The sequence below is a fragment of the Humiphilus diazotrophicus genome, assembly GCF_059726315.1.
In genome coordinates, this window is sequence record NZ_AP040870.1 from 3798514 (window position 1) to 3811562 (window position 13049).

General features: G+C 50.8%; 8 protein-coding genes. 6 read left to right on the forward strand and 2 right to left on the reverse strand.

The features are described from left to right. The first annotated feature begins 2 nt into the window (after positions 1-2). Both dnaA and AC6I7T_RS16310 read left to right on the forward strand, forming a co-directional pair. Entirely contained in the window at positions 3-1421 is a 1419-nt protein-coding gene (gene dnaA / locus AC6I7T_RS16305) for a chromosomal replication initiator protein DnaA (RefSeq protein ID WP_497788366.1), read from the forward strand. Positions 1422-1614: 193 nt separating this feature from the next. Next, positions 1615-2715, forward strand: a complete 1101-nt coding sequence (locus AC6I7T_RS16310; protein WP_497788367.1) for a prolyl oligopeptidase family serine peptidase — start codon at positions 1615-1617, stop codon at positions 2713-2715. Positions 2716-2748: 33 nt separating this feature from the next. On the opposite strand, the gene AC6I7T_RS16315 is transcribed toward AC6I7T_RS16310, so the two are convergent. Next, positions 2749-3933, reverse strand: a complete 1185-nt coding sequence (locus tag AC6I7T_RS16315; protein ID WP_497788368.1) for a GGDEF domain-containing protein — start codon at positions 3931-3933, stop codon at positions 2749-2751. A gap of 920 nt (positions 3934-4853) precedes the next feature. Between AC6I7T_RS16315 and dnaN the strand changes: the two genes are divergently transcribed. Then, complete coding sequence (gene dnaN / locus AC6I7T_RS16320) at positions 4854-5975, forward strand: DNA polymerase III subunit beta (protein ID WP_497788369.1); 1122 nt, start codon at positions 4854-4856, stop codon at positions 5973-5975. Between the two features lie 151 nt (positions 5976-6126). Here the strand turns inward: dnaN and AC6I7T_RS16325 are convergent, their stop codons facing one another. After that, positions 6127-7314 carry a sugar ABC transporter substrate-binding protein gene (locus AC6I7T_RS16325; RefSeq protein ID WP_497788370.1) on the reverse strand — a complete coding sequence of 396 codons (1188 nt, stop codon included), beginning with the start codon at positions 7312-7314 and terminating at the stop codon, positions 6127-6129. A 382-nt stretch (positions 7315-7696) separates the two neighbouring features. Here AC6I7T_RS16325 and AC6I7T_RS16330 point away from each other — a divergent pair, with 382 nt between their 5' ends. The 3 genes from AC6I7T_RS16330 to AC6I7T_RS16340 all read left to right on the forward strand — a co-directional run bounded on the left by AC6I7T_RS16330 (position 7697) and on the right by AC6I7T_RS16340 (position 13041). Continuing rightward, positions 7697-11101, forward strand: coding sequence for a TonB-dependent receptor (locus AC6I7T_RS16330; RefSeq protein WP_497788371.1), 3405 nt, complete (start codon positions 7697-7699; stop codon positions 11099-11101). 101 nt (positions 11102-11202) lie between these two features. Beyond that, complete coding sequence (locus tag AC6I7T_RS16335) at positions 11203-12693, forward strand: GH39 family glycosyl hydrolase (protein ID WP_497788373.1); 1491 nt, start codon at positions 11203-11205, stop codon at positions 12691-12693. A gap of 18 nt (positions 12694-12711) precedes the next feature. Continuing rightward, positions 12712-13041: an L-rhamnose mutarotase gene (locus tag AC6I7T_RS16340; RefSeq protein ID WP_497788375.1), complete on the forward strand. Its 330-nt coding sequence runs from the start codon at positions 12712-12714 to the stop codon at positions 13039-13041. Positions 13042-13049: the final 8 nt, after the last annotated feature.

The window sequence follows — 13049 nt, forward strand, 5'->3', positions numbered from 1 at the left end:
GAATGTCTTTTGCACCTACGGCTACGGCCGCTCTCAATCCCTGGATACGCATTCTTGCGGCACTTGAGAAGAAAGTCATACGGCACTCATTCGATACGTGGTTTAAACCGACACGCTTTAGCCACGCCACAGAGAAGAAACTCTTCGTGCGCGTACCCACGGTCGAGTTTAAGCACATCGGTGACAAGTATGCAGATCTAATTCAAGAAGCCCTCGACGTGTTGGAACTCGAGTTCGATCAGGTTGAGTTCATTACTCCGGAAGAAGATCCCACACTTCCTCGTGTTCGAGAGGATGGCGGTTTTGCACCGCAGCCGGATCATTCGGTCAACACGCAACGGAATTCAGGAAATAGAAATGCCACGCCTGCACCACAACAGGCGAAATTTGACTGGAGCACGGCTGCCCAGCTCAATCCCCGCTATACCTTCGACGCCTTCGTCATCGGTAACGGAAACCAATTTGCCCGTGCCGGCGCACTGGCAGTCGCTGAACGGCCCTCAAAGGCCTACAACCCGTTGTTCCTGTATGGCGGCAGTGGAATGGGTAAAACCCATCTAATGCATGCCATCGGTCACGAGGTGAAGCGGCGGCAACAGCATTTCTCCATCTGCTACGTTTCGAGTGAAAACTTTACCAATGAGCTCATCAGCTCGTTGCGCTATGACAAGATCACCAGTTTTCGCGATAAGTACCGCTCTGTCGATCTTCTGCTCATAGATGACATTCAGTTCATCGCTCAGAAAGAACGTACGCAGGAAGAGTTCTTTCACACATTCAACGCTCTGCATGAAAACATGAAGCAGATCGTCATCGCCTCCGATCGTCCACCTAAGGACCTGCCGGAGATTGAAGACCGTTTGCGCAGCCGTTTCGAGTGGGGCCTGATTGCCGATATTCAGCCGCCGGATCTTGAAACCAAAGTCGCAATTCTGCAAAAGAAGGCAGAAAGCGAGCATGCGACACTTCCGACCGATGTCGCACTCTTCATCGCATCGAATGTAAGAACCAATGTTCGTGAACTCGAAGGCGCTCTCGTTCGCCTGATCGCCTGGTGCAACCTGAATGGTATGGAAGTGACTCTGCCGACGGCGCAGCAGTGCCTGAAGCAGTTCATCGATACCCAGGTCCGCAAAATCACGATTGAAGCGATTCAGCGTGCCGTAGCAGAACAGTTCGGTATGCGCGTCTCTGAGATCAAGCAGAAGAACAACTCTCGTTCTGTTGTCGTGCCCCGTCAGATCGCGATGTACCTGGCTAAGCAGATGACGGAAGCATCTTTGCCCGAAATCGGACGGCAATTCGGTGGGAAGCACCACACCACGGTCATGCACTCAATCGCCAAGATCGATGAGCAACGCCGGGCGGATAAGGATCTCAACCGCATGCTGAACAAGCTGCAAGAGACACTGAATAGCTAAAGTCTTCGCAAATCCGCTATGGAGAGGCCTCAGTCAAATGAGGCCTTTTCTCTTTGTGCGACTCGGAGACGGAACCTTCCGCCCCACGCCTCTATGTGAAATGGGGCTTTTTTCTTCGTTCTAAAAATGCTTTCATTCTCTAATGCAGATCCGTATCTCTGTCAGGAACTTTTTTTTTCTCGCTAGCACCATAGTGTTGCTATTTCTCCTTGTTCCCACTACCTATGCGAAGAAGAAAACAGAGCCACCTCCCAGTGCGCCGCAAGATACGGGTTTTCTCAACCGCACCGTAAAGCTGAAAGGCACAACCTATCGCTTCGAAGTCTATGTGCCGGAGCAATGGAAACCCACCCAGAATTGGCCCATAATCCTCTTCCTGCACGGAATGGGGGAGAGAGGGTCGGAGGGCCTCTGGCAAACGCAGACAGGGCTTCCTATGGCCGTGCGAGACCATCCTGAACGTTGGCCCTTCCTGATCGTGATGCCTCAGGTGCCCTTTCATCATCACTGGACGGATCCGGACATGATGGCAATGGCGATGGCGGCTCTAGACCAATCTTCGCGGGAGTTTCACGGAGACCCGCAACGCACCTATCTGACAGGGTTGTCGATGGGCGCCTACGGAGTATGGGAGGTGGCGCGAACCTATCGAGGACGCTTTGCCGCAATTGCTCCCGTTTCCGGGGGGATCTTCTGGTCCTACGTTCCTTCCCGCTGGAAGGAGGAACAGACGCTTCCAAACGAATACACCTTTCGCATCGGACGTACTCCCATATGGATGTTTCATGGCCTGGATGACCCTGTGGTCGTGCCGAAACAATCGGAGATCATGTACGACCGATTCAAGGCTTCCGGAGGACACGTACGCTTGTGGCTTTACACGGGAGTCAGGCACAACTGCTGGGATCGCGCCTATCAGAATCAGGAACTGCCCCGTTGGTTTCTGGCTCATGACCTGGAACATCTGGCTTCGACACAGCCCTTCGCCGAGCGTATTGTCGTTCCCGTCCATCCGGTTCCAGCCAAGATCAATCCGGGGATCTACGACGCCTATGTTGGCGACTATCGCGAAAACGGAGTCCTGATGTTGACTATCTTTCGCCAGGGGGATGTGCTCTTCCAGAAGAATCCGCAGGGCGAAGTGACCGAACTGCTGCCGGAAAACTCTACGACGTTCTTCTATCCCTCGGGATCGATAACGCGGCTCATCTTCGAGAAGGATTCCAACGGACAGGTCAGATCACTGCTCTTCCGCGACGATCGTCATGAGGAACGTTGGTCGAAAAATCGCTGATCGGGGTTTGATGCATCTCCAATTGGCAACGCATCAGGCCAGATCCAGGGCAACATCGACGTCGTCGGAAACCCTCAAACCTCCAAGGCAAACGCGGTCCCGTCCGGACCGCTTTGCCCGATAGAGGGCGTTGTCGGCCCGGCGAACCAACGTAAAACCGGTATCGCCGGATTGTAGCTCCGAAACCCCAATACTCACGGTCAGATGGATTCTCTGATTGCCTCCCAAATCAAATACAACGCCCGCCAGAGCCTCCCTTAGCCGCTCGGCTATATCGGCCCCCTGCTCCAGGTGAGTAGAAGGCAGCAGGCAGCAAAACTCCTCTCCACCCCAGCGAGCGACATGATCCGTCACGCGAAGGCCGGTGACGATACCGGCAGCCACACCCTTCAGAACCTCGTCCCCTGCTTCGTGACCCCAGCTGTCATTGATCGACTTGAAATTATCGACATCCAGTAAGAGCAGGCTCAGCTTTTCGCCACGACGATAGCTCTGCAAGATCTCTTTCTTCATGATCGACTCGATTGCGCGTCGATTCATGACACCCGTCAAGGAATCCATGTTCGCCGCATACTCAAGATCCTTCTGCAAGCGGGCATTCATCATCCAGGTGAACCCGAGTAGCACGGCACAAAACAGCAATCCGCCAACGAGAATGCAAAATGCCTGAAATTTGTCCTCTTTCAAGAAGTCATCCGGAGTGCCCATGCAAAACGTAACAATCGCGCGCACGACGTTCAAGGCGCTGTAAGCGGCCATGATCAGGGCAATAGCACGCCTGGACGGCACTCCCTTCGATCCCGGAAACAAAACAGCGGAAGTGAAGGAGGTTATCACGGCGGCAGCCAGAGAAAGCACAATAATTCGTGCACCCGTACTCGGATGCCCATACGTGTAGTACGACAAGCAAGCGGCAGCCAACAGCAGAGAACCCAGCACCCAGGAGAAATACTTTCTCCCTTCACTCATGAAGTCCAAAGAGCCCTTATGCTGCAACACAAATGCTATAAGAATGAATAAGTTACCAACAACAATCGACAAAAACGGGGAGACGTGACCTCTCCCAGCCACCAGGATGTCCCCAACAGCTAAAAACCCATACGAAGCTGCAAACCACTTCATTCCCGCCCGGGGAGTAAAGGCGGTTATGAGAAGCAAGGCAAAAAAGTAGAGCAGCAGATGCGCGCCGTTACTGATCAAAAGCGTCTGGATATCCATGCAGAAAAGTGCAATCCCTCAGTAAGCCTTCAAGTACACCTCGGCACTATCTAAAACGCAAATCGTCGACGAAAGTCTGAATTTAAAGCCAGTTTTTCCTCAAGATTCCGAAAACCTGAGGAAGATTCGGATTTCGTGGAATCGGTGGAAATCTCGCCATTTGCCAAGCCCTGTCCGTCGCTATCGGGGACAACATTTCCACGTGAATAGCCGAGTTTTCCTCCACAGGAGGCAAATTCGAATGTGGGGAATAGGGAGAACTGGGTACAGAATTCCACCGAAAAACCGCTCTTCCCACATTTCCTCTTTTCCACTGCCAAGTTTTAGAAAACTTGTACCTCTTCGAAACCCTCTAAATATGCGGTTTAGGACAGAGTTTCCACTTTTCCACGCTGAACGGTTACGGCTACTGGCTTATATCTAACTTTTGGGAATAACAGCAGTGGAATTCCCACAGCCAACTTTCGCGGAACACGACGCCTTGATTTTTCGGCCGCCGCTGGAGCTGGTTCAGCAAGCAATCGCGTTTGGGATGGATTTTGGAAAATGGCAGGGACCTGCCTCGATGGCTTTGCGAAATGCCGCAAAAGCAGCGTTCAAACCCTTGAATTTCGGAAGTTGCCCTGTGCGAAACGCAGACTTATCCACCAGGAAAAGGGGGAATATGGCCAAGGAATCCACAGCCCTTCCTCTGTCCTAATAAGCCATAAATAAGGTCAAAAACCGGCTTTCCACTTCCGGTGCAAATTTTCCAGAGCACAGCTGGGCAAATTTATCAATAGAATGAATTCCAAGTACACTGCCGTTACCGGGGAACCTGCGGCGGGTGTAAAGTGTGGCAAACCATTCCACCGAGGGGGCTGCGAGCAATGCCAAGCCTGGGAATAGAGCAAGAAAAACAAACATCACAAGGCACGGCCATGGAAATCAGCATCAGTCGACAAGAGTTGTTGAAAGAGCTGACCGCGACTCAGAGCGTTGTCGAACGCAAGACGACGATTCCGATCCTCTCGAACTTTCTCCTGGAGACCGGCGAGGACACGCTCAACATCACGGCAACCGACTTGGATCAGAGCATTTCAACCAGCTGCTCTGCTCGGGTAAAGAAACCGGGATCTTGTACCATCCCGGCCCGCAAGCTGTACGACTACATCAAGCTGCTTCCCGATGGGGAAATTTCCATCAAGCTGATGGAGAACCACTGGGTTCAGATTCGCAGCGGACGCTCGAACACCAAGATGGTCGGAATGGCCCGGGCAAACTTTCCACAGGTTCCAGAGTTTCCGTCGCTGAGCATCATCAAGCTCCCCACGGCCTCTCTGAAAAACCTGATCGCCAAGACCATCTTTGCCATCTCGAACGAAGAATCCCGCTACACGCTGAATGGCGCGTTGCTGATCTTGAAGTCCGAGTCTCTAGCTATGGTTGCGACCGACGGTCACCGCCTGGCCTATATCGAAAAGGTCGGGGAATCTCTCGGAAATATCACCGGTGAGAAGAAAACTCTCATCCCCCGCAAGGCTTTGAGTGAACTGCAGAGCTTGCTATCCTCTGGCGAGGACGAGTTCCTCGAATTTGCCGACGATGAGAACACCCTGTTCTTCCGGGTCGGACATCGTACCTTGACCAGCCGCAAGCTGAGTGGCCAATTTCCAAACTATGAGGCGGTTCTTCCACGCGACAACAACAAGTTTGTCGTGGTCCGCAGTTCGGATCTGGCGGGTTCTATTCAGCGTGTCGCCCAGTTTGCCGATGAGCGTTCGGGAGCCGTCAAGATGCGGATGGAACAAAATGAACTCAAGATTTCCTCATCTTCCACAGATGCCGGTGAATCCGAGGACACCATCGAGACACCCTACAATTTCGACCCTCTCGTGGTCGGATTCAACTCTGCCTACATGCTGGATTTCCTCAAGGCCGTGGGCAACGAGGGTGAAGTACGGCTGGAGTTTAAGGATCCTCAGTCTGCCGGGCAAATGCGTCCCGAGGACAGCGCTGACGAGTACCGGTACCGCTACATCATCATGCCGATGAGGATCTGAGTTCTGAGCCAACTTCAGAAGCTTGAAGCATAGTTTGGCCAAATGGCCAGATTATGCTTCAGCAAAATCAAATTTCTCACCCAAGACCTGCCCCTTAATTCCCTGTCCAAACACCCCCCATATCCTGGAGAACCGTATCTCAAGCTGAGCGTCAGTGCTGGCTCCAAAGAAGAGAATCGCTATCGCCTTGAGGAATCAGTTTGTCATTAGGGTAGAGCTTATCGATGTTCTCGACGGTAAGCAGCTGATGCGTGATAAAAGTGGCTGGAGGTATATGCCTGCCACGTACCTTGTCGAGAGAGAGGGACATCACTGTCTCTCCATAGCGTTCCGGGAAAAAACCTACTGAGCCGACAAGCCGTGACTGAGGTCTACGCATTTCGCGGCGCGCCTCTATACAGGCGTTTTGACTGACTGCAATGCAGTGTTGTGCTCGCCCCGCCTCTTCAAAAGCCTGCAAAGCTCCAAGGCAACTTGGATCGTTCACCGCGCCAAGGAGAATTCTCGTGGATCTGTTCTTGCGAAGATATCGTCTCAAAACATCCCAGCTCTTTTCGAAGCGGCCGTTGCCATCCATAAAATGCACATTCTGATCGCGTACTTGGATGCGACCTTCACGAATACCGGCGAGCATTCCTAACAAGCGGGATTGCGGCAGAGGGCCCGCTATAGGCAGTTCCAGGAGGATGACTTCATCGACCACACCTCCCCACTGATATGTGCATGCTTGTGCAAGCGCACGGCCGCCAATCAGACCTGCTCGATAGTTGTTGGCCCCGTAATAATCTGCCCCCGGATGCGGGATATCGATTGCAATGATCGGAATACCAGCTTCTGCCAACCTTGAGGCCACGATTGAGGAGCACTGTTGATTTGTCTGGAATTCGATTACCAAATCGACCTGCTCACGCACAAAAGTCTCTGCATTTCGTACGGCTATCTTTGGGCTGTAGCAGTTATCGAGAACCAAGAGCTCGACACCCGCTTCATAAGCACAGCTGCGGATACTGTCGGAAACAAGCCTCGAAAAAGAGAATTCTTCTGTTTGGGAGGCATACCCAAACCTATACTTTCTCTGAAGTGAGCGCTCATCGCTTATAGCGTAAGAGTTCTTTGCCAGGCTCTTCAGCATGCCGCACTCTACCAATGTTCTTAATAAACGATATGCGGTAGGTTTGCTCAGGTTGCAGCGACCAGCCACCTGATCGAGCCCCAACTCCTCATTGCGCAGCCTGAAACATTTTAGGATTTCGCAAGCTCGTACGACTGATCGCGTGGAATATGTGGGGTTACGCTGATTTTCTCCCTCTTCTTTTCGCGAAGCCCGGTTCTTTCTCACAGGTCCCCCAGCGCAAAAGAATTTCAGCAGACGAAATAATAGCATTTTTAGCGTGGACCTTTCCCCTAAGGAAAACAGGCAAATCTCATCCTTGTTGAATGAAGGAATCTAGGTGCATTAGCGAGAAATGGTTAAACACTTGCTGATTGGAAATAAGGCTGATGAATCGATTTCGTAGCTCGATGCAACTGTCTGGCTATGCAAATACTTTCTAGAGGTGGGTCGGCTCATAAGTAGTTTGCTTGGAAAATTTCGCTCTCCGAAATTATCTGTTTTTCGAGAATCTCCAACAATCACAGCCATTGGGTAGCTAGGCTTTCCAACATTCCGGCGGGTTTCCCCGAAATTACCCGTTGTTCCATGGAATCTGTGGGAGGTACTCATGAACAGCATGTCCAAACGCATGAGGCATTGCCGACTTGCATATGGAACCTTCTCTGCTAAGAGTCGCAATTTGCTCCAAATTAAGTTACTAAAGCGATGGCAACCCCTATTAATCCTCATAGTAGTTGCAATACTGAGCAATACTGCACTGACGCAGTCGGTCACGGGCGATCTGGTCGTGACGGTAAGCGATCCTTCCGGCGCGTCAATCACCGGAGCCAAGCTGACATTAACCCAGGTCAACACCGGGATCCAGAAGCAATCGGAATCCAATAGTAGCGGGATTGCGGTCTACGGAAATCTCAAACCTGGCGAATACAAGCTGCAAGTTAATGCGCCGGGATTCCAAGCTGTGCAGCTAACTAATATTTCTGTCGTGATCGGTCAGAGATCCGCTCTAACTGTAACTATGCAGGTTGGCTCCGTAGGTATTGTCGTGAATGTGTCTGCAGCTGGCGAAACGCTGCTTAACTCTGAGAGTGCAGCAGTAGGACAAGCGATCACCGAAAAATCCATAAAGGAACTCCCTCTAAATGGGAGAAACTTTGTTCAACTTACCCAGTTATCGACCGGTTCTGCTCCAGTCGGACAGGGCACCTCACCCTCCACCACCTGGACAGGGCGTACGGACACCACAGTGTCGTTTGTTGGCCTGCGTGAAAGCGATACAAGCTATCTTGTAAACGGAATCGAGACACGGAATTCCCGCTTCGGCAACACAGGCATACGACCATCCGTCGACGCTATTCAGGAGTTTCGAGTGCAACGAACCTTTTTCGGCGCGGATTTTGGCCATAGCGCCTCAGTTGTTAATACCAGCCTGTTAGCAGGTGCCAATCCCTTCCACATGGTGCTCTTTGAACTTAATCGCAATGTCTATTATTCCGCGGTCGATTATTTCGCGAAGCGGAATCACATCAAGTCACCCGCTCTCAACCAGAACAATTTCGGTTCGACCTTCAGTGGTCCCGTCCTGGTGCCGCACCTCTATCACGGCAAGGACAAGACATTCTTCATGTTTAATTTTGAAGGATTCAGGCTTATCCAGGGAACAACTGCCAGTGAGGTATATCCCTCGACAGCGCAACTTCAAGGCAACTTAGCCGACGACAGTGCCGGAACAGGTGTTTTTCCAACTTCCTCGGCATTTTGCCAGACGAATCCCTCATCCGCTAAATGCATTGACATTATCAATCCGCTCACGAATACTCCCTTCGTTGGAAATATCATTCCAGCGGGACAAATAAGCTCCTTCGCAAAAGCTGCTATCGAAGGAAAGTTCATTCCAACTCCGAATGTGAGCGTACCGTCCAATGCCACGAGTTTTCCGTCTGTGAATTACTCAGTAGCGCCCCGAAACACGCAGACGATCAATCAATACAACACCCGAATAGATCATCAGTTGACCAAAGCAGATGCCATTTATGGGACATGGTCAGACTCGAACGACAATCTGCACAAGCCATCCGCCCATCCTCTTGGCGGTCTGAATACACCATTGGGCGACCGGCTCTGGACTGCAACATGGGTCCATGTCTTTACTCCGAATCTGTTCAATGAATTTCGTTTTGGTTTGAACGACTCGAATACCTTCACCCAGTCGGAGGCAGCATATGGTCCGAATTATGCTGCCTCGCTTTTCGGACTGCCTTACGCCAATCCAAATCCAGCAACTCATGGAGTTCCCAGTATTGGCATCTCAGGGATCGGCGGAATCGGCTCGGTGGCGGAGACGATTGGAGCTGACGATAGGAACCTTCAGTTCTCAGATAATGCAAGCGTTACACGCGGTAAGCTGACCATGCTTGCCGGTGGTCAGTTCATTCATGAAAAGTTCAAGCAGATCACCGACTTCGGATCGAATCCGTCGTTCTCCTTCAGTCAGGGATATTCGGCGCGCCTAGCTTCGGGAGCCAACAACGGTGGCTTTGGACTGGCTGACTTTCTTCTTGGCGAGCCCTTTTCTGTAACAGCGGCGAGTGGAGATTCCACCCAGTTATTGCACACAAATTACTATGCAGTGTATTCGCAGAATAACTGGAAGGTTTCTCCATCCCTCACTCTGAATTTGGGACTCCGTTACGAGTTTGCCCGGACTCCAATGGAATCCCGGAATCACAGCATCTACTTCGATATTCCCTCGGGACAATTTCTCTATGCTGGGAAAGATATCGACCGGTCGATCGTGGATTCAGACAGTAATAACTGGGCACCGAGGGTTGGTTTTGCATGGCGACCGGGGTTGCTGAACAATACGGTAGTTCACGGCGGTATCGGTACGTACTACTCAACCGACAACTTTAACGAATTGCAGTTTGATATTGCCGGAAGTCCGTTCTATACGTCGATGAGTAACAATCCGAGCCCTATAACACCGGCGTCGATCATGAATCCATTTGCCGGGACCAGCAACACATTTCCTCCGCATAATGCCAATATCTTTACTCTTTACAGAAACAGCCGTACGCCCTATGTAAACCAGTGGGGCTTTTCGGTTCAGCACGAATTTGGAGGAGACTACCTGGTTGAGTTGGAGTATGCGGGGGGAAGTGGTCAGAAGTCGGCACAGAGATACAATGCAAATGCCGGTTCATTCGATCCGACCGGAACTATACCTCTCTCTCAACGAATCCGATTTCCCCAATATGGATTCATCCTGGTGAGCTCAAATTATGGAAGATCCAACTATAACGGTCTCGCAGCAAAATTCGAGAAACGATTTAGAGGAGGTGCTTCTTTCCTTGCTGCTTATACCTATTCCAAGAGCATTGATATTGGAACAACGGATGACTTCTCCTCTTTGTCCCGAGACTTTTTCAGATACGACCGGGGCGTCTCGGATTATCACGTCCCACATCGTTTTGTGCTGAGCTATATCTATCAGCTGCCCTTTGGAAGGAATCAGCATCTCTTCGGATCCGCTCCGCCTGTGGTCAACGCGATTATCGGTGGATGGCAGCTGAATGGAATCACGGTATTCTCCTCAGGCCAATACAGCACCCCGGGTATGTCCAACGATTATCTGAATATCGGAAGCTTCAGTCAGTCTCGTCCGGATCGGGTTGGTAATCCAAAGGCTGGCAGGACACGTTTGCAATGGTTCAGCCCAAGTGCCTTTGCAGCGCCGGCAACGCATGTTCCGGGAAGCGCGGGTCGCAACTCCATTCAGCAGCCGGGGTACCAGAACTGGGATATGAGTCTCTTCAAGGCTATTCAGCTCTATGACCGCGCCCAATTCCAACTGCGCTTCGAAGCATTCAACGCCTTTAATCACACGCAGTTTTGTTGTGCCAACACCACCTACAATCCTGGCGTAGCTGGAAACGGCAACTTCGGATTGATTACCAGTACTCGGCCAAACTCAGCCAGGGTAATTCAACTGGGTGGCCAGTTTACTTTTTAGTTCAGTTGAAATTAGTATCACTTTCTATTACATATTCTGATTGACTCTAGGTATTTAGAGAGGAAGTCTTCGATGCATTGTTTCGTGACATGGAGGATCTTATGCTGAAGGGCTGGAAGATCGGATTTCTATCTCTGCTGGTGTCCGTATTGTTGTGGGTTCCGGCTAAGGCACAGACTGATGCGAGAGCACCAGAGATCCATTGGGATAAGATTGTGACCGTTTCAAAATCTACTCCCACGCTCCAGGTCGTCGTCAATCCTAAACTGCTCGCCGGTTCAAATATGCATGATTCTTCCTTTCAGGCATTGCGCGAACTTGGAGCAGAATATGTTCGCTATGTGCCATGGCTGCCATATCCACGAATGGCTGTTCCGGAATTAGAGCCACCAAAAGACGGCAAGACGTCGTGGGATTACTCTCATATCGATCCCATGATGGAGGATTTCATGAAGGCCACAGAAGGGCATTCGGTCATCCTTAACTTCAGTACTCTTCCGGCATGGATGTTCAAGACGGAAAAGCCCGTTACTTATCCCGACGATCCGAATCAGGTCTATTGGGTTTACACCCAGGGAACAGAACCGCGTGATCCCACAATGAAAGAGTTCGGCGACTACTTTGCGCGTTTGCTCAGCTGGTATACAAAGGGAGGTTTCCAAGATGAGCTTGGCAAATGGCACGACTCAGGACATCACTACAAAATTGCATATTGGGAGTTACTCAACGAGATCGACGCCGAACACCATTGGAGTCCAGAACAATACACCAGATTCTACGATGTCGTTTCGACAGCAATGCGGAAGGTGGATCCTAACATAAAGTTTATTGCTCTCGCCCTTGCCGATCCGAGTCATCATCCTGAGCTGTTCGAATACTTCCTGAATCCGGCACATCATTCCGGCGGGGCACCGCTAGATTTCATCAGCTATCACTTCTATGCGAGTCCGCGCAAAAGTGAGACACCGGAGACATGGCAGTACACATTCTTCAACCAGGAACAAGGATTTCTCAACACAGTGCGCTACGTGGAGGAGATTCGTAAGCGCCTTTCTCCTTCAACTAAAACCGATCTCGACGAGCTAGGAGTTATCCTGCCGACGGACAACCAGCTTGGTGATGATGCGCCAATTGCTAAGGAGTACTGGAACCTCGCGGCATCGCTATATGCGGACCTTTATGTTCAGCTGACCAGGATGGGTATCGAGGTTATTGGAGAATCCCAACTCGTTGGATATCCGACACAGTATCCGAGCGTCTCGATGATCAACTACGTTAGTGCTAGCCCCAATGCACGCTTTTGGGTTCTCAAGCTCTTGAAGAACCACTTCGGGCCCGGGGCTCGTCTAGTGGAAACCAAAGAGGTAGATGACGACCTGACCGTACAGGCTTTCGAGACTGCTCGAGGCAGGAGCGTCCTCGTTATAAACAAACGCCTGAAAAGTGCAACGCTCAAGCTTCCGGCTGACTTTAAAGCCGTTCATGTCGAATATGTTGCTCCGTCAACCGAAGATCATCCTCCGACGATAAAGACCGTCACTGGCAATTCCATTGAATTAGAACCGAACGAAGTCGCGGTTATTACAGAATAGGTAATCAATATAGAGGCCATGGAAAAACATAAACGTATCTGTTTCGTATTAAGAGTTCGTACCGAAAAAATAGAAGAGTATAAACAACAGCATTCGCAAGTATGGCCGGAGATGCTGAGTGCACTTCAAGCATCGGGATGGAATAACTATTCTCTCTTCTTGAGACAGGATGGCTTACTGGTAGGCTACTTTGAAACTTCTGACTTTGAGCAAGCCCAAAACATGATGAAAGAGCATCCGGTTAACACTCGATGGCAGCATGAAATGGCGACATACTTTGAAGAAGTACAAAATGGCAGTGTAGATGACAGTCTCGCTCCGTTGACCGAAGTGTTCCATCTCGATTGATGTTGGCT